The organism is Streptomyces sp. NPDC023541 (genome assembly GCF_055559995.1).
This window is the reverse complement of the sequence record NZ_JBVHJO010000020.1, coordinates 79340-97009: the sequence shown is the minus strand read 5'-3', so window position 1 is coordinate 97009 and position 17670 is coordinate 79340. Positions and strand designations below refer to the sequence as shown.

The window sequence follows — 17670 nt, the reverse complement described above, 5'->3', positions numbered from 1 at the left end:
CACCGCTCCTTCACCCGGAAGACCTCCGGGATGAGCTCCAGCCCAGACTCGAGATGGTGCACACGGTTGCCCGGTCGGTGCGGCGGGGTTGCCGGGACGACCGGCGGGGCGCGCTGCGCACGCCCCGCCGCGACCGGATCAGGGCGTCGCCCGGCGCAAGGACAGAGCGAAGGCGCAGCTGGTGACGGCCAGGACGACGATCGGCGGCATGGGCAGGAGCAGGACGGATATCGCCAGGCCCACCAGTGAGGCGACCAGGGGGATCCATCCGAAGGCGGTGCGCCGTTCGACCAGTGCCGGGGCGTGCCGGACGGCGGTGAGGGCGAGGAGCCCGCACGCGATGACGAACAGGGCCATGACGAGGCTCATGCCCTGGACGATGTCGAGGGTGCTGCGTTCCAGACCGAGCAGGGTCATGCTCGACTCCCGCATGGCTGTCGAGGAAGCTTGCTGCTCGGGGGTGGGGTCGGCCAGCGCCGTCGCGGCCGCAAGGGCGAGGTGGCCCGTGCCCAGCAGGACGAAGCCGCCGGCCCCGACTCTGAAGGGTCGCAGCGGCTTGGGCTGGGGCTTGCGCTCGAGAACGGGTGTGACGGTCGCGCTCACCGTGGCTCCTTGAAGTCGAACGAGGCCGCCCTCTACATCGGTAGAGGACGTTGCCAGCACTCTACACATGTAGAGGGCCGTGGGTGGGGGCGGTTGCAGAGCAAACCGGATGGGAACCGCGCACTGCTGATTCCGGCGGTCGGCCGCCTCGTCCGACCGAGGGATGCCCTGCTGATGGCGTCCGAATACCCCATACGCCCGCGCCCGAGCCGTTCGCCGAGGCGCTGTTGAGAGGCGGCGCAGACCGCTGCGGTGGCCTACCGCCTGGTGATGACCCTCGGGGTGTTTCTGCCGCAGACTCTGTAAGCCACCTGCTGTCACCGAAGGATGACGCTCACGCCTCGTTCATCGAAGATCTCCATGAGCAGGTCGAACAGCACCACCTCGCGACCGCCGACGGGCACGCGCTCTACCAACCGCGCCCTGGTCTCGGTCGAGGACTCCCAGTGCAAGGTGAACGGAGTGGTGGCGCCCCAGCCACCCCCCAGGCAGTCGTTCAGAGCGTCGAGGTTCCAGCCGAAGTATCCGCCGGGCCCTTGATGGCCTCGCCGATCGCGCAGTAGAAGGTGTCCCTGTCAACGATGTGCCGGCCGTCCAGGGGGAACGCCTGGCCTGCATGCGCGTCGGGCCTTCCCTGCCGGTGGTATTCCCGGGACCGCAGCGCCACCGAGAGCCACGCTCGTCTGTCCTCAGGGGCGAGTCCGTGCCACATGCCGGTGCGGTTCAGGTTGTCCGTCCTGAGCAGGTCCCACACCGGTTCCGCTCCGGCCAGAGCGTTCTCGCACCACAGAGTCACCGTGAGGTCGATGAGGCCGGCTCCGCGGGCGGAGGGCTCGACATCGACGAGGGTGACCTCGTTGCAGAAGTAGGCTCCCATGATGGCGCCGTCGCCGTCGAGAAGCTCGAACCAGGCGTCACCCGCCACGGCACGACGACTGGCGACGTGGTCAACGCTCTTCAGAAGGCCACCCTGGGGGAGACAGCCCGCGAGGAGCACTCGGCGCGCTCCCTCCTCATCCGGCAGGGGCGTGAACAACCCCTCGGCCTCATGAGCAAAACCCCAGAAATCGCTCTCGTCCGAGGCCAGTGCGTACTTCTGCCCCTCGCCACCCCGCCCTGATGTTCGCATCGCCCCTGATCATACGGACGCCCCGAGCCTGCCCGGCGGTCGTCGACGCCGTCACCACCCCTACTCACCAGCGCCCGCAAGCAGCGCAACGAGGTCGCTGAGACGAGCCGTACGGCCGTCTGCGCGGCGCCCGCGACACAGCCCCGACGAAGCTCTCGTACGCCGAGCAGCTCAGCGACGGCCTGGGCTGCTTCGACCTCGCGAAGACGCACCTTGCGGGCTGCGCCCTCAAGGGCACGGCCGGCACACTCAACTTCGCCCGCGGGGTCAAACCGCACCGGCCGTGCCCCGCTGCCGCAGACAGACATCACCCTGCCAGGTGCCCGGTGCCGAACTGCATTCGGGGCAACGCCCAGCTGTTCCCGGTGCAGGTCGACCTACTGCAGTAGTTTCAGGGCTGCAGTCGCCAGTCTTGGGGCGGTGCGGTGTTGTTCGTCGGCCGGCAGGATGAGGTGGCTGATGGTCATGCGGACGATGACGTCCGCGGCCATCGCCAGAGACTCTGTGGGCTGTTGGGGGTATCGCGTAGCCAGCCAGCCCTGGACGAGGGTTTGACCGGCATCGAAGATTGGGTCCGCTCGGGCGGTGAGGTAAGGCAGGAGGCTGTCGGATCCTTGTCGGGCGGCTGTGATGACAGCCCGTATGAGGGGCTGACTGTCGGCCTCCTGAAGCACGTAGAGGATGGCCGCCCGGAGGCAGTCATGGGAGTCGGGCACGCCGGGATAGAGAGCATCGGTCACACCCGCCAGAAACTGCTGGGTTTCAAGAACTACCAGCGCACGGCCCAGGCCGGCGCGGTTGCCGAACTCCTTGTACACCGAAGGGCGCGACACTTCGGCGCGGGCGGCGACGGCCGAGAGGCTGACCTGGTCCCACCCGGCTTCGCATGTGAGGTCGCGAGCGGCGTCCAACACGCGCCGCCTCATCTCTTTGCGCCAGGCAATGCGCGGGGGGTCAGGTACCGGCCCACCTGTGAGTGTCGCCACTTCGATCCGATGCCTTGCCGCCGTCATAACGGCCAGTCTGCCAGGGGCCGAAGCCCGTTCGGCGAACCGGGCTCGTGCGTGCGGATCCGGCGGGCGCCGGGCGCGCGGTGGTGCCGGCCCTGGGAGAGGGGGCGGGGCCGGCACCACGTCTTCAGGCCCTCAGTGATCCGAAGGGATCAGGAGCGCTTGCGCCGCGCCGCGAAGAGGAGGCCGCCGCCGAGGGTGAGGACCGCCGCTGCAATGCCGAGCGGGAGCACCGGGTTGGAACCGCCTGTCTCTGCGAGCGGACCGCTTCCGCTGAGCGGCTTCAGCCCGGAGCCGCTGTCAGTGCCGTCGGTGGCTTGCGCGCCCGGTGAGCTGGTGGGATCACTTCCGGCGGACTGGCCGCTCCCGGCGGGGGCGTCACTTTGCCGGCCGGGGGAGGCGGTCTCGGAGGCACTTCCCGTGATGCCGCTGCTCTTGGCGCCGAAGGCGTAGGCGCCCCGGTCGGGCGCGCCGCCGGCCCGGCGGGCTCCGGTGAAGTCGGTGGTGACGGCGGCGAACGGCGTACCCGAGCCGGCGGCGGGGGAGTCCTTGGCCAGGCGGAAGTCCGCGTCCGCCCCGGTGCCCGTCTTGGCGAGCTTCGGATCGGCGATGACGTCGTTCGGGCCTTGGACCTCGGGCGCCTTTCCACCGAAGTAGATGTTGTAGTCGTAGGTGACGTCCACGTTGCGGGACTTGCTGTTCGTCGCTTGCCCCTGTCGGCCGTACGCGATGTTGTTCAGAAGCCGCACGTCGGTACTGTCATGCGCGAAGATGTTGGCGTAGCTCTCCATCCGGGTGCTGCGCCCGTTCGCGTAGGCCGTGTTGTGGACGATGTCGACGTGCTGGCTCTTGTAGGAGTGGATCCCGGAGCCGCCGTTGTCGTACGAGAGGTTGTTGGCCACCAGTACGCGTCCGTTGTAGGCGGGGTGATCGGCGTCGCCCTTGAGGGTGTCGATGATGATGCCGTTGCCGTCGGAGTAGCAGCCGCACTTCTCCCATTTGATCTTGGTCTCGTTGTCGTGGACGCGATTGCCAGTGACGCGGATCTTGTACGTTCCGGCGTCGCCGCCACCCACGTCGCGGGGGGTGAGGACGGAGATGCCGCTGGTTGCGTACACCGTGTACCAGGAGGTCCCATGCACGTGGTTGCCGGAGATGGTCACGTGGTCGGAGTCGATGGCTGATATGCCGCCGCCGGCACAGCCGTGCACCTCGTTGCCCGTCACCTCGATGTGGTGCGACAGCGCGCCCGTGGACCGGTTCTGTTCCACGGCGATGCAGTTCGTGTTGTAGGTGGGGTCGCCCTTCTTCGATTCGCGCTCTGCTCCGGCCGGTGTGAGGGCTGCGTTGTTGCCCTTGATCTCGAGGTCTTTGATGGAGATGTAGGAGGCGCCGTGGACGCTGATGCCGTTCCACGCCTTCACCGGGTGGATCACCGGATGGTGGCCGGGATGAGCGGTGAAGGTGACGGGGGCTCCGGGGAGGCCGGAGCGCTTGATGGTCAGCACGTTCGACCCCTCCGAACGCTCGGAGTACGTGCCGTTCATGATCGAGACGGTGTCGCCCGGCTCGACGGTGTCCGCGGCCTTTTGGAGGGTCCGGAAGGGAGCTTGGACGGACGTGCCCGAGTTGCTGTCGTTGCCGCTGGGGCTGACGAAGTACGTGCGGGCCGCGGCGTGTGCCGTACCGGCTCCCATGGTCACTAGGCCGAGCGGGGCGGATGAAGCGAGCAGTGCTGCGGTCAGGGCGAGGGTGCTCGTGCGTTTCACTGTTGCCTGGTCTCCCAGTTTGTCCTGGCGAAGCGGTGGTGCCCTCCGTGGGCCGTAGCCGCGAGCAGAGAGCACGCAAAGGAGACACGTCGTCCGTCTCGCCGCGCCGGGGCAAGGCGCCGGGCAGCGAAGCCGGAAGTCATTGCGCTCCGAAGTCCGCTGTGAGGGGGGTGAGTTACTCGAGTGACAGTCCCAGACTCGAAAAATGAACACAACCCCGGACTATGTGTAAACGTTCTGACGGTAAGTCATGCTGGTGCTCTGTCTGGCAGACGCTGCGGAGCGCCGCAGGGAGTCCGGCCTGCCTGGCGCGTCACAGCACGGAGGCTCGGAATCCGGGAGGGCTGGAACCCGGCAAGTTCACCGCCAGGTCGGGCTGCGATCGCGCCAGCACCGCCTTGGATCGCCGCGAACTGGCTTAAAGCTGACCATCGGTGGTCTCTCGGGAAGCGCATCCCAGCGGCACAGGGGTAGTTGTGCCCCGACCCGGGGATGCCGCCACACCTGTCGTGGCGGCGACGGGGAGCGGCGCCGACGCAGAGCTGCGTGAAGCTCTTGCGGGACGCTCACGCCACGTGATCATCCGCAGAGCCCCTTTGTCAGGAGTGCCGGGCATGGCGTGTGGAGTCACAGCCGAAGTCGGCCCACCCCGGAGCCTGATTCGGCGGGGCCTCTCTGGCCGTATCCACGCGCCCGAAGGGCTGTCCCGTAATCCCCGGTGGATCAGCGCGCGGCGTCAGACGTGGTTCATCGCAAGGCGGAGGAGCGTGCCGATACTGGGCGTATCCGGGCGTTCCGACAACGCGGCGAGGTGCCGTGGCTGTCGTCGTGCGCCCGCCGGGGATTACGGGACAGCCCTTGGACGTCTGGCCGGGGGGATGTCGGGTGCCGGGCCCGGAGCGGCGGTAAGGAGCGCATTCCCGAGTGGTTCTCACCCTTCCCTTCGAGCCGATGCTCGCCCAGGCCGCAGGGTACGTCCCCGGGCCCGGCGTCAGTGTGCCGCGTTTGCTTCGACCTGCTGTCGGGCGGTCACCAGCTCTGGACCGGTCAAGGCACACGTGCGTCCGCGGTGGCCGGGCTCGGTCAGTGCCACGCGTGCCGCAGATGCGATGCCCGCAGGGTGGATGGTTGGCAGCGCGGTCTGGGCGAACTGCATCGGCCGCAGGATCGTCCAGGCCGTGCCGCTTGCCTTGAGGAGTTGCTCCATGGGCCCGAGGTGCGGGTGGGTCTGGACCGTGACGGGCGACACCAGCACGGCGTTGCTGCACGCCCTGCCGGGTGGCTTCGAGAATGTCGGCGGCTGAGTCCGGGCGCGGGACGAGGGGAAGCAACCGCACTCCCTCCAGCGCGGGCTTCCACGACACAAACTTCGTCGAAGTCGCCCTCCACAGCCTCGACCCCGTCGGGGAAGACGGCCCGTGCGGTATCACGGGTGAGGCCTCGTTCGGGCTCGTCGGAAATGCCCAGAGCGTAGGTTGCAGAGCCTTCTCTGCATAGGTTCCTTTGTAGAGAAGGCTCGGCGAATTGTCACCATGGTGCGGAGGCCTCGCCGTCGGCTCGGCGGGTCAATCGTCTGCCATCGGCGGCGGCTTGACGCTGTGGCCCAAGCCCCATAGGAATCCGCCGACCCGGCCGGTGATCCTCCACCCCACCGCCCATGCAGCCCGGAGCCCGCTGAGGTGAAGATCCTCCCATTGGGATCCCGTCCGAGACCCGCGATCCGATCGCGCTTCAACATTTACATGAGTCGCATCGGCATCCTTCCTGACATAAGCTCAGAAGAGAAATGAATTAGGCCGTTGATGACTCAACGAGTTGCCCCTGAATTCTTGAACTCCGAAAGAAGTCGGAAGTGTGAGAAGCGGGAGGAAACGCCATGCTCTTCTTCTACAGCCAGGACACGAGAGCCGCCGGATCGGGCAGGCTCGACGGCAGTGGCGACTTCGTCAACCTCGTGGACTTCCCCGCCGGGCAGTTCGGGAACTGGACGCACATCGTGCCCGGTGGCGGCCAGCTCTTCTTCTACAGCAAGGACACGCGGGCGGCGGGAACGGGAAAGCTCGACGCGGGCGGCGACTTCGTCAACCTGAAGGACTTCCCCGCCGGGCAGTTCGGGGACTGGACCCACATATCGCCCGACGGCGTCCAGGTCTTCTTCTACAGCAAGGGCACGCGGGCAGCCGGAACCGGTCGACTCGATGCCAGTGGTGAATTTTTCAACCTGGTGGACTTTCCCGCCGGACAGTTCGGGGACTGGACCCATGTCCTCTTCGCGGGCGGTGATCTTCTCGCCCGCTTCTTCTTCTACAGCAAGAGCACACGGGCGGCCGGAGCGGGTGAGCTCGACGACGGCGGCGATTTCATCAACCTGATGGACTTCCCGGCCGGGCAGTTCGGGGACTGGACCCACATCGTCTTCGACGGAGGTGCCTCGAAGCTCTTCTTCTACAGCCAGGGCACGGGGGCAGCCGGAACCGGCGGGCTCGACGCGGCCGGCGACTTCGTCAACCTCAAGGACTTCCCCGCCGGACAGTTCGGAAAGTGGACCCACATCGTGCCCACCCACCGTCGGCTGTTCTTCTACAACCAGCAGACGCGGGCCGCCGCATCGGGTGAGCTCGACGACGGCGGCGATTTCATCAACCTGGTGGGCTTCCCCGCTGGGCAGTTCGGGAACTGGACCCACATCGGTGCGACCCAGGACGGGCTCCCCTGAGGCACCCGCCCGGTTCCCGCGTTCAGAGCGCGGTAGAAGCGGTCGAAGACGTGCGGGAGGTCCTGCGGTGAGATCCCGGGGCTGAGAACTCGGGGCTGTGGTCGCGACTGTCAGCTCCGGGCCCCGGCCCGGGGTGCCCACCGTCAGCTCGACCTCGAGCGGCAGACCGGCGGGGCTGAACTGGTCGGCATTGTCGAGGAGGTTGCACAGCAGACGGCTGAGCCGCGCGGGGCCGGGCACTACGACGGGCTCGGCCGGCACCCGTACGCTGAAGGGCACGGCCGGCCGACGCCGGCGAGCGTTCATGAGCCAGTGCCGTCCCAAGCCAGACGTACCTGCTGGCCGCCATCGGGGACGTGGTGGAGCCGGTCTCGGCGTTCTCGCCGAGAACAGGCGTGTTCGCGGCTGCCCTCGAACGATCCGCTCCTACGGGATGGATCTGTTGCGTTGGTGGCGGTTCCCGGATGCTTTTGGGGGTGGAGCGGCCGGGTGCCCGGGCGGAGGCCCGGGACTTCGGGCGGTGGATGGCGATCGCGCCGAAGCCCGTGCGGGTGCACCGGCGTCGACAGACCGCGGACACCAAGGTGCGGTCGGTGGCCAGGGCGCCGGCGGGGGGGTGCCGCATTCGGTGACGGGACGGGCGGGACCGGGGCTGATGTACGCGGCGACGACGCGGACGCACTGCGAGACCGCGCTGCGGTCGTTCTACGACGTGTCGGTGGCGGCTGACAGGATGCACGGATGGAGATCAACCACGCGCAACGCCATCGCGTGAACCAGCAGCGTCTGGACCAGGCCCTCGGTGACAAGGCGGACCGTGTGCAGGAGCGTTTCGAGGACGTCTACCAGCGGGGCTACCCAATGCGCGTGATGCTCGAGGAACTCGGCCACGAGCTGCTCGACCACGTCGCAGCGCGCACCACTCAGGATCCCGACCTCGACGACGAGCGCACCCGCCTCGCCCTGGTCACCGCTGCTGAATGCCGCCTGGGCGTGCTCGACCTGGGCTGCACTCCCGGAGGCGACTGGGAGATCCCCTTGCCTCTGACCGGGACGCGTCTGACCAGTGAAGAGCTGGACTACGACGAGACGCACGACGCGACCGACACGGTCACCGCGCGCACATGGATCGACGCCTTCGACATCTGCCTCGCCAGCGGTCTGGTGCAGGACTGGGAGCGGGCGATCGGTCTCGTCCTGCGCAGCGACTTCGCACCCGCGCTCCACAACAACCTGCCCCACGCCGGCCGGGACTCCGTCTCCGAACCGGACGACCTCGCACACATGGACGCCCTGTGCGCCTACCTGACCCCGGCCCGCGGCCACCTGCCCCGAGATTGGCCACAGGTGACGCTGACCAAGCCATCGACGGATGAGCGATTGGACGCTGCCCTCGCCCTGGATGCCGCCCACGCGGTGAGTCCCGACCAGCGCCTGCTGCGGGTCCTGCTCGCCGACGATCAGAGCGCCTTCGAGCGGGCCTTGGACGAACGACTGGCGCAGCACCGTGCCGGTGTCGGGGAGGATCCCGCGCCCGGAACTCTGCTCCCCCTAGGCGCAATCGCCTTGGCCGCCCTCGCCGTGCAGGTTCATGGTTGGGACCTGCAGACCAGGTCCGCCTACCTTCCGACCTCTCTCCTGAAGCCGCCTACCCCTGTCGGCTCCTGACCCGGCCCGCCGATCAGAACGGTCGTTGCCAGGCCGCCGGGCTACAGCAGGTGGACGACCTTCATGTGCTCGGAATCCTCGGCCCCCATCTCAGAAGCGGAGCACGCACCTGCCCAGGGGGCAACCGGCGTCACCCCTCGCGCTGGCGGCCTCCGGGTGGACGGCGCGGGCGGTGGGTGGGCCGTGCCGATCACCGCCCTGCGGCGCCGACGGAAGGCGGAACGCGAAGCCGCGGCCATGAGGCGCGGCGGCCCGTGTACAGCCGCTGTGGCGGCAAGTTCACGGACGGCCGCTGGGAGGCGATCGGGCAGTCCTCGTGGCGCAGCGAGGAGGACGACCTGTGCGACCTGTGCTGGTCGTGCCTGCACGAGCACGACGCGCAGGGGGGTGAAACGGACGCGCGGCGCCAGGCGGAGGAAAGTGCGGAGCGGGAAGCGGCCGCAGTGGGAGAGGAGGAAGGGCCGGGGCCAATTCGGCCGCTACCGGTAGCCGCAGCCGGGTCTGTTGGCAGAGTGCACGACATCCCAGCATCCGTGCGCACCGCGCGTGCGCTGAGGATGTCGCGCACTCTCCTCTCCGCGCAGTGTGCACCCGACGCGCGCGACGGTGGCTACCACTTCCGTCCCACTCCACCCCGTCCATACAGGACCCTTCCATCGGGCAGACACCGACTACGAGCCGGGCGCGCCGCTGGAGTGAGGCAATTCAGAGTCCGGCCGGCACCTGCTGTGGTTTGTCTCCACCGCGAGGAGAGCTGGAGACGGCCACGCGCTACCACACCATCGAAGACCAGGACCGAGGTGTGGGTGGTGCGGAAGCCCGCGTAGTGCCGGCCCGTGACCGCTGGAGGGCGCGCGCGTTGGAAGGGTATGGCCTCATGGCACGGCCTTATGGCGTGGCCCCATGGGATGGCCTCATGGCAGGGCCGGCCTCTTCCCATACCGGTTCGGCTGCCGCCGCCCCCCTGACCTGCCTGCCCGTGCCGTGACCGCATTCGTATCGCTTCCTGTGGGGGTTTCTCATGTCTCAGCAGTTTCCGCCGCCCGGTCAGCAGCCCCCGCCCGGGTACGGCTACCCGCCCCCGCCGCAGCCGAAGAAGTCGAGCGTCGGCAAGGCGCTCGGCTTCGGATGCCTTGGGATCGTAGGTCTGATCATCATCATTGGCATCGCCGGGGCGCTCGTAGGCGGCCGCGATGACACGGCCGGGAGCGCATCTGAGCCCTCGCAGACGGCCGCCTCCCCGAAGGCGGCCGGGGCGGCCTCGGCGAAGCCCCCGGCGTCGAAGCCAGCCCCACCCGCCGGCGCCGAAGCGGACGTGGAGATCACGGACTGCGAGGTGGACTCCGCTACGAAGTGGGCGAAGGCAGAGTTGACGATCACGAACAGGTCGTCGAAGAAGTCGAACTACATGATCAGCGTGGAATTCGTGAACAAGGCGGGAACCCGCGTGGGCGAGGCCATCGCTGCGACCAACAACCTTGCGCCCGGTCAGGCCGCGGAAGAGACGGCGCAAGGCCTGGACCAGATCACGGACAAGATCACATGCAAGGTCACGAAGGTTACCCGCTACGCGTCCTGATCGCTGCCCTGCCGCTTCCCGCCGTCCCCCTTCACGGTCGGCGAACTGGAGCGCGACCGCCTACTGGACATCGCGGCCGGCCGACGGTGGCACGGACATGGAGTTCAGGTGCAATAGCAACGGTGGGGAGCGGCCTTCGCATGTGCTGCTCCCGGCCCGTGGTGCTGTCGACCGCGGGCAGGTCCCCGGTTGCCGTCACACGTCGCCGGTTACGGCCCTGTTCGGCAGCATCCAGCCCGGTGATCTGCCCCTGGCCGGTGGCGTCGACATCCAGGCCCGGCAAGGGCGCGTCCTGTGTGCCGCAACCTGGGCCCTGAACCCCGCTAGGCCCCGCGCAGGGGGAGGGTGGGCAAAGGTTCGCCGGGGTCGGCCGGGCGGCCTTCGGACAGCCAGAAGAGGTAGGCGCGGAGGTCCTCCGCGAGGCCTCCGTCGATGTAGGCGACGTACTCCCGGCCCCCGCCGGCCGCCTCGCGTTCCTCCGACCGGTCCGAGACGGACCACGTACGGTCCAGGGCCGCGGCCCACTCCCGCACCCGGCCCCGCCCCGTCCACCAGTCACGGACGAGCTCCGGAGTCCAGTGGTCGTCACCGTCGCAGGCGTACCCGACCATCGGGTCCTGCGCGACCGCGCCCAGCAGTGCCAGTGCCTGCGTGGTGTTACGGGGCTGCCGGTAGACGAACTCGGCGCCCCACTCGTCGTCGTAGAGCACGTGCGCGGGGGCGATCAGCCGGCCCATCCAGCAGGTGTCGGTCCCGGCCCCGTAGAACGGGCCCGGCACGTTGCGCCAGTCGCGTTCTGCCCAGCGTTCGGGGCGGGTGTTCCACCAGTTGCCGCGGAACTTCGCGGAGGGCAGCCACGTCCCACCGTCCGGCGCGGGCAGTGGCCCGCTCTCCGCGGCGCGGACGGCTGGTAGCGGGTCCCAGTAACTCATGGTCCGCATCCTGTCAGACGGCACGGGTGGGAAGGGATGCCGCCCAGGTCGATACCGGGCAGCGGACGCAGCCCGTTGGCGGTGCGACCCACCTGCCGTACACGGCCGTACTGCTGAGGCATTGTGTGGAAGAAACTCACCGTCATACCCCGAAGGCACGCGCTGATCCGCATCGCCAGCCAGGACACCGAGACGTCACACCGGTTGTGACTTTCGCTTCCACTTGGCCACTTTGGCGTCATGCAGTTCACAGCCGTCGCTGTCCACGTTGGTGTGGGGCGTCAGCGAGCCTCGCGTCCGTCCAGGGGGAGTCGCGCCAGGATGGGGAGCCCCGAGGGCCCGGCGCCCCCGGGCGGAAGGAGAGCGCATTGATCACCACGAACATTCAGCGTCACGGCACGGTCCTGGTCAGCGTCACCGGGGCACTCGACGGAGACGCGGGCGCGGTGCTCCAGCGGGCGCTGGACGGCGTCACCACTGGTGAGCGGGACCTCATGGTCGACCTGCACGGCGCGATCTCCATGGACGCCGACGGACTGCTCCATCTCCTGGCCCTGCACCGGCGGGCGGACAGCCTGGGTTTGCGTGTCATGGTCGTCGGCTGGCAGCCCCAGCCCCAGCAGTTCATGGCTGATGTCGCCGGCATTCGCGGGCGGGGCTCGGCCACCGGGGAGCGGTACGCCGTGGCGGGTTTTCGCCGGCTGATCGAGGAGCGGGCGCAGCGCGCACGTGACCTGTCGGATTTCGGTGCCGGATGGCTGTCCGGCGTGTAGCGAGGCCCGCGCCTGTTCCTCACAGGGACGGTCGCACTCCTCGGCGCCCGCTCCTCGCCGCTCCACGACGTCGGGGTCGATGAGGTCTACATCCTCGGCGTTCTCGAGTCAGGCCTCGGCGAGGAAGGCGGGGAGGGCGGACGGCCGGTGGGCGACCCCGAGGGGGTTGCCGTCGTAGCGGATCGGCGCCAGTCCTGAGCGTCCGGCGGGTAGGCCATCCATGTCGGCGGCGGTGGCCCCGGCCGCCACCGCGGCGTCCACGCACGCGGCATTCGTCGGCCCCCGTACGGGTGCCGTCTTCCGGAGGCCGGCGCGTGGGCGCCCTAGCCTGTCAGCCGGCTTCGCGGCGCCGATCGCGGCTCGGACCGTGGGTGGAGGCGGAAGCGGAGACGGAGACGGTGTCGGCGCGGTCATCTCCGGGAGGCGCGGGAGCCGTCGCTGTCGCCTGCCCGGACGAGGCGGGTGACCTGCCGGGTCGCCGGCGCGTCCCGATTGCGGTGGTGCTGTCGGGGGAGCTCCAGAGGGTCTGTCCGTTGACCCTGGATGTAGACGTGGTCGTTGCCCGTGGCGGCGTTGGGCTCGTAGCAGGTGAGCGCGCGCAGGTTCGCGGTGCCGGTCATGCTGTTGGGCCGCCCGCCGGGCGCGCGCACCCTCACGGCAGGTAGGTCTCCAGCTCGCCGCGGCGCCGGACATCGAGCGTTGCGCAGTGGAAGGATCCGCCGAACGGGGCGTAGTGCCGCAGGTCGCACGGAATGGGCTCGTAGCCCCACGCCTCGAGCGCCCGAAGCATGCCGGTCTGCTTGCGCTCCGCGATCACGCGTCCGTCGCCGATCGCCAGGACGTTCATGCTGAGCCACTTCCCGCACATCGACGTGATGCCCAGCAGCCGCTCGTCGACCGGCTCGGGCTCCGGCGCCACCAGAACCTCCCACGAGTCGAGAACCGCCGGTAGCCGTCCGATGTCGATGTACTCGGGATTGACCAGCACCCTGCCGGGCGACAGGGGCAGGAACGTCGTGTCGATGTGCATGGGGGTCGGACAGCGGCTCTCGATCTCGTGGATACGGTAACCCGGGCCCAGGTGCCGACGCAGCCATTCGATCCCCATGCGGTTGGTGACGTTGCTCCGGGTCACGAACAGGTCCCGACCCGCCCTCACGAAGTCGGCGGCATCGAACACGGGCTCGAACTCGGTGAGGATGTAGCGCCCGGGCGGCCCGGCCTTCGGAACGCGGTAGTCCGGCTCGTACAAGGCCTCGGTGAGCTGCGGTCGCGGTGCCGCGGTCCAGCGGGCACCGCGCCGGAAGTAGTCCTTGAGGAGGGTGCGGTAGGCATGGGTCTCGAAGTAGCGGCACGGCCAGGCCATCGGAGTCTCGATGATCTCGTCCCCGACCACGAGCAAGCTGTCACGCGGACAGCTGTTGCTGAAGCCGCGCGAGGCCCAGTCGGGAGTGGCGAACCGCCGGGTGTGGTCCACCGGGTCCGGTCGCGTCACGGTGATCCCCAGGGAGCGCAGCACGGCGATGAACCGGTCGAGTTCGTGCTGAGCCGACTCCACCAGAATCCGCGGGTACCGCCGCCCGGCCGCCAGTCCCTGCAGGTGCGCCGCCCAGGGCGGGACGTTGCAGGCCACGACCGGGTGCCGCGAGGGGAATGCGGCGCCGTCGAGCCGGCCTACGACGACCTCCTCCAGCGGGTCCCACTCGTTGTGCGAACTAACCGGCGGGTTGAGGGACGCTGCGGCCCGGTCGCAGGGTCCCTCACCGGGCGACCGGCCCGGTTCCACTGCTGCCGCCATCGTGACCGCCTTTGTTCCAGGGAGTCATCGACTCCCACTGCCCGGGACCCCCACGATGCCGCGCACATCTTGCCGCGCGACAGCCGGTGCGTCCGTTCGGGTGGCGCGCGCAACCGCCCTCCCTGACCGACGCACTGTGCGACCGACGAGTCGAGTGTGCGATCGCAGCTACAGAGGCCATTGCGCCCCGCGGACTGCTCGTCGGCCCCGCCCCGGAACCGGCTGGGCCGGCGGTCGGAAAGCCGCCGGGTATGACACGTACACCGACATGGAGCCCGGCGGCGCCGCCCAGCCGCGGCGGCGGGTCGTGTTGAGGGCGCGGGACCGGATGGGCGCGGGACCGGATGGGCGGGTTGGGGGCGGGCGCCGGACGAGTTCTCACAGCCTGCAGACGCTGTCGCGCGGCTTATGGAGGTCCAGGTCCGGTCCTCCAGGTCCACGTCCCGCGGCACCCCCGCGCGGCGGAGCTGCCTGCGCAGATCGCGTCGTGACCCGCGGCGCCCGCGGCCACGACGACTACGTCCACCGCGCGCAGGCCGCGTTCGTCCGGCGCCTGGACCACCACCCTGCGCGTGCTCATGGACCCAGGCTCACGGCCCCGCCGACCGCCCGCACCCGGGAGTACTCCACCCGCCGAACGCATACGCCCCATACTTCCCGGGCTCTGCCAGAACGCCTCGCTTTCTCCGGAGGTCATGGAAGGCTGAGGCAAGCGTCGTCACCCCGGGGGTCGGGCTTCCCAGCGGAGGAGCCAAGATGGCCGCCGCCACGGGCCGGAAGCTTGCCGAACCACTGCCGCAGAGGCGGTACGTGGAGCTACAACCGGCAGCCACAGCCGCGCCGCCTCATGGACCTCGTCGACGGCCTCCATCCAGCCGCCGGCCGCAGCATGGACCGCGGCGCACCCACCCGGCTGCTGCGCCGCTCTTTGCAGAGCTCCGCCGCCTGCCGCCCGTGAGGCCGGAGCGGCACCGGCCCGCAGGAGCGGCAAGGTGCTGGAGCCCATTCGGTCAGCGGATGCCGGAGTCGGGATGCACGGCATCCCATTCCTGGCGTGCTCGCGCGATGGCATCGCGGTGGTCGGCCGACCAGTCCGCGAGGGCTTTCACCAGATGCGTGAGGCTGTGACCCATCGTCGTGAGCTCGTACTCAACCTGCGGAGGCACTGTCGGGTGCACCGTCCGGGTGATCACCCCGTCGCGTTCCAGCCGACGCACAGTGAGCGTCAGCATCCGCTGCGAGATCCCGGGTATGGCGCGTTGGAGCTGTCTGAAACGACGTACGCCCTGGGCCAGTTCGACCACGACCAGGACCGACCATTTGTCCCCGATCCGGTCGAGCACCTCACGGATCCCGCAGTCCTCGTGTTCGTCGCCGCACGTGACCACGGGTTCGGTGGTTACCCCTGTGTGCCCTACTGACATGGAAGTGCCTCCTTACGCTTCGTGACGCAAACCCGCAGGATGATCCCGGTTACCGAAGAGAACCTACCGGAATGGGAAGACGCTGATGATCATGGTTACTGGAGCTGCCGGCGCGTTGGGCGCGCTGATTGTCGAGCGGCTGGCGGGCCGTGAGGACACGGTCCTTGGAACGCGCGATCCTCAGCAGTTCCCGGCTGTGCTTCCTGTCCGCCCCATCGACTTCGACGACCGCCGAACCCTCATCAGGGGCTTCGAGGGTGTGGATGTGCTGGTCCTGATTTCGGCGGGCCAGGGCGAGGACGACACCGTCATAGCCCGGCACGGCGCCGCCATCGACGCTGCCGAGAAGGCCGGTGTGGGGCATGTCGTCTATACGAGCCTGACCGCCGACGGTGATCACCTCCCTTACGCGCTGCCACACCGCTGGACTGAGAGGCGGCTCCGGGAGAGCACCATGGGATGGACGATCCTGCGCAACGGCCTCTACGCGGAATTGCTGGCCGGGCTCGCGCCACTGGAGGACGGCCGGATCACTGCCCCGCTCGGCGAGGGCCGTCTGGCAGCCGTTGCGCGGGCGGATCTGGCCGACGCCGCGGTACGGGTAACGGTGGAGGCGCCCGCACACGCAGGACGCATCTATGAACTTGTCGGCGAGCATGCGATCGGCGGCGCCGACCTGGCCCGCACACACGGGCCGCACGTCACCTATGAGCCGGAGACACTCGCCCAGGCCCGCGCGCGCATCGCCGCCTCCGGCGCCGAACCGTTCCAGGTGCCGATGCTGGTGGGCACGTACTCCGCCATCGCTGCCGGATTCATGTCCCGAACCGGCGGTGACCTCCGTCAACTTCTGGGCCGCGCACCCCGATGCCCGCTCGCAGCAACCCTCGTGCAGCACCGGGACGTCCCCTGTCACCTCCGAGCCTGCGGATGAAACCTCTACGCCCACTCCGCCCCACGTACCGCGAGCGGTGTCCGAGTTCCAGGCGCTCGCCCAACGTGGCCGGCCGACGGTGGGGGAGTGCGCGGGCACGGTTCATGCCGGACCTGCCCGGCGGCCTGCGGCCCCTGCGCGACATGGGCGCAGCCGACGAGGAGTGAGAAGCGTTCAGCCGACGGCGCGGCCGGGTGCCCGGCACGTCCGGCCGGGTGTGACGGCGGGGTCGGTGGCGATGACGTGGACGACCGCGCCTGCCGCTGCAGGGTCGCGGTCATCGGGGCAGGGTCTGGGTGACGCGCCACAGGCGGCGGGGCAGCTCGCCCTCCTCGAAGGCGTGCACCTCGTTAAGGGTCCATCCGCCGGCGAGGGCGTCGACCAGGTCGCGGCCGAAGAAGTGGACGGCGAAGCCGCCGTGCTCGTAGATGTCGTCGCCGTGCGCGGTGCCGGCGCCGTAGTGGGCGTCGCCGGTGTGCCGCACGGTGTAGACGAAGGTCCCGCCGGGCCGCAGGACGCGGCGGACCTCGCCGACCAGGGCGTGGAGCTCTGTCGTCGACAGCGCCATGCACAGCAGCATGTGCGCGAAGACCGCGTCGACGGAGGCGTCCGGCAGCGGCAGCGGATCGCGTACGTCGTGCACCGCGGTGGCCACCCGCTCGTCGACTCTCTGGGAGCGGGCCACCTCACGCAGCTGCTCCAACCCGACAGGGCTGAAGTCGGTCGCCTGGACGGTGAAGCCCTCGCGGGCGAAGAACAGCGCGTCGCGGCCGTGCCCGGCGCCCAGCTCCAGAACGTCTTTCGCCCTCGCCGCCTGGAACACGGCGGCGGCGTGAACGGCGGGCTCGGACGGCTCCTCGCCGTACATGCCCGGGTGGGCGGCGTAGGTGTCCTGCCAGTGCCGCCGCTGGATCTCGGCCAGCTCCTGCTCGTCCGCCACGGTCTCTCCTCGCTCCTGCTGTGTCCGGGGGCAGCCTAGAGGTGCTGCTGCCCGGTCAGTGGCTGCGGGGGGCGTACATGATCACGGCCATCCCTGCGAGGCAGACCAGGGCGCCGGTGACGTCGTAGCGGTCGGGGCGGTAGCCGTCGGCGATCATGCCCCAGGCGATCGACCCGGCGACGAAGATCCCGCCGTAGGCGGCGAGGATGCGGCCGAAGTTGTCGTCGTGCTGCCAGGTGGCGACCACGCCGTACAGGCCCAGCGCGATGACGCCGGCGCCGATCCAGATCCAGCCCTTGTGCTCGCGGATGCCCTGCCACACCAGCCAGGCACCGCCGATCTCGAAGAGCGCGGCGACGACGAACAGGGCAACGGAGCGGGCGACAACCATGCTG

Annotated in this window: 17 protein-coding genes and 1 pseudogene; 5 read left to right on the top strand and 13 right to left on the bottom strand. The window is 69.3% G+C overall.

Annotation, left to right across the window (positions count from 1 at the left end; all coding sequences use genetic code 11):
- Positions 1-138: 138 nt before the first annotated feature.
- From ACZ3X1_RS32745 to ACZ3X1_RS32720, 6 genes and pseudogenes are all read right to left on the bottom strand, one after another.
- Positions 139-603 (bottom strand): LIC_13387 family protein, encoded by a 465-nt coding sequence (locus tag ACZ3X1_RS32745; RefSeq protein ID WP_467282564.1) that lies wholly within the window; start codon positions 601-603, stop codon positions 139-141.
- A 317-nt stretch (positions 604-920) separates the two neighbouring features.
- Positions 921-1091: a barstar family protein gene (locus tag ACZ3X1_RS32740; RefSeq protein ID WP_467282588.1), complete on the bottom strand. Its 171-nt coding sequence runs from the start codon at positions 1089-1091 to the stop codon at positions 921-923.
- 8 nt (positions 1092-1099) lie between these two features.
- Positions 1100-1528 carry a hypothetical protein gene (locus ACZ3X1_RS32735; RefSeq protein WP_467282562.1) on the bottom strand — a complete coding sequence of 143 codons (429 nt, stop codon included), beginning with the start codon at positions 1526-1528 and terminating at the stop codon, positions 1100-1102.
- A 581-nt stretch (positions 1529-2109) separates the two neighbouring features.
- Positions 2110-2646, bottom strand: a complete 537-nt coding sequence (locus ACZ3X1_RS32730; RefSeq protein ID WP_467282560.1) for a TetR/AcrR family transcriptional regulator — start codon at positions 2644-2646, stop codon at positions 2110-2112.
- A 248-nt stretch (positions 2647-2894) separates the two neighbouring features.
- A complete protein-coding gene (locus ACZ3X1_RS32725; RefSeq protein WP_467282558.1) occupies positions 2895-4511 on the bottom strand; it encodes a right-handed parallel beta-helix repeat-containing protein in 1617 nt (538 codons plus the stop codon).
- 997 nt (positions 4512-5508) lie between these two features.
- Positions 5509-5978, bottom strand: a pseudogene (locus tag ACZ3X1_RS32720) (SDR family oxidoreductase); the annotation flags it as partial.
- Positions 5979-6387: 409 nt separating this feature from the next.
- On the opposite strand from ACZ3X1_RS32720, the gene ACZ3X1_RS32715 reads away from it, so the two are divergent.
- The 3 genes from ACZ3X1_RS32715 to ACZ3X1_RS32705 all read left to right on the top strand — a co-directional run bounded on the left by ACZ3X1_RS32715 (position 6388) and on the right by ACZ3X1_RS32705 (position 10474).
- A complete protein-coding gene (locus tag ACZ3X1_RS32715) occupies positions 6388-7227 on the top strand; it encodes a hypothetical protein (protein WP_467282556.1) in 840 nt (279 codons plus the stop codon).
- A gap of 741 nt (positions 7228-7968) precedes the next feature.
- Entirely contained in the window at positions 7969-8895 is a 927-nt protein-coding gene (locus tag ACZ3X1_RS32710; protein ID WP_467282553.1) for an immunity 49 family protein, read from the top strand.
- Between the two features lie 1021 nt (positions 8896-9916).
- Positions 9917-10474, top strand: a complete 558-nt coding sequence (locus ACZ3X1_RS32705) for an FxLYD domain-containing protein (RefSeq protein WP_467282551.1) — start codon at positions 9917-9919, stop codon at positions 10472-10474.
- Positions 10475-10797: 323 nt separating this feature from the next.
- Here ACZ3X1_RS32705 and ACZ3X1_RS32700 read toward each other — a convergent pair whose 3' ends face one another.
- Entirely contained in the window at positions 10798-11406 is a 609-nt protein-coding gene (locus ACZ3X1_RS32700) for a ferredoxin family protein (RefSeq protein ID WP_467282549.1), read from the bottom strand.
- 368 nt (positions 11407-11774) lie between these two features.
- On the opposite strand from ACZ3X1_RS32700, the gene ACZ3X1_RS32695 reads away from it, so the two are divergent.
- Positions 11775-12179 (top strand): STAS domain-containing protein, encoded by a 405-nt coding sequence (locus ACZ3X1_RS32695; protein ID WP_362627736.1) that lies wholly within the window; start codon positions 11775-11777, stop codon positions 12177-12179.
- 108 nt (positions 12180-12287) lie between these two features.
- On the opposite strand, the gene ACZ3X1_RS32690 is transcribed toward ACZ3X1_RS32695, so the two are convergent.
- The 4 genes from ACZ3X1_RS32690 to ACZ3X1_RS32675 form a co-directional block, all read right to left on the bottom strand.
- Positions 12288-12440: a hypothetical protein gene (locus tag ACZ3X1_RS32690; RefSeq protein WP_467282546.1), complete on the bottom strand. Its 153-nt coding sequence runs from the start codon at positions 12438-12440 to the stop codon at positions 12288-12290.
- Between the two features lie 149 nt (positions 12441-12589).
- Entirely contained in the window at positions 12590-12799 is a 210-nt protein-coding gene (locus ACZ3X1_RS32685; RefSeq protein WP_467282542.1) for a hypothetical protein, read from the bottom strand.
- A 32-nt stretch (positions 12800-12831) separates the two neighbouring features.
- Positions 12832-13977, bottom strand: coding sequence for an amidinotransferase (locus ACZ3X1_RS32680; protein ID WP_362627742.1), 1146 nt, complete (start codon positions 13975-13977; stop codon positions 12832-12834).
- A 1010-nt stretch (positions 13978-14987) separates the two neighbouring features.
- Entirely contained in the window at positions 14988-15401 is a 414-nt protein-coding gene (locus ACZ3X1_RS32675) for a winged helix-turn-helix transcriptional regulator (protein ID WP_390077526.1), read from the bottom strand.
- Between the two features lie 85 nt (positions 15402-15486).
- Between ACZ3X1_RS32675 and ACZ3X1_RS32670 the strand changes: the two genes are divergently transcribed.
- The gene (locus tag ACZ3X1_RS32670) at positions 15487-16335 is read left to right on the top strand and encodes an NAD(P)H-binding protein (RefSeq protein WP_467282539.1); all 849 of its coding nucleotides are present in this window, start codon (positions 15487-15489) and stop codon (positions 16333-16335) included.
- A gap of 277 nt (positions 16336-16612) precedes the next feature.
- Here the strand turns inward: ACZ3X1_RS32670 and ACZ3X1_RS32665 are convergent, their stop codons facing one another.
- Positions 16613-17275 (bottom strand): class I SAM-dependent methyltransferase, encoded by a 663-nt coding sequence (locus ACZ3X1_RS32665; protein ID WP_467282537.1) that lies wholly within the window; start codon positions 17273-17275, stop codon positions 16613-16615.
- A 55-nt stretch (positions 17276-17330) separates the two neighbouring features.
- A complete protein-coding gene (locus ACZ3X1_RS32660) occupies positions 17331-17666 on the bottom strand; it encodes a YnfA family protein (protein WP_390077520.1) in 336 nt (111 codons plus the stop codon).
- Positions 17667-17670: the final 4 nt, after the last annotated feature.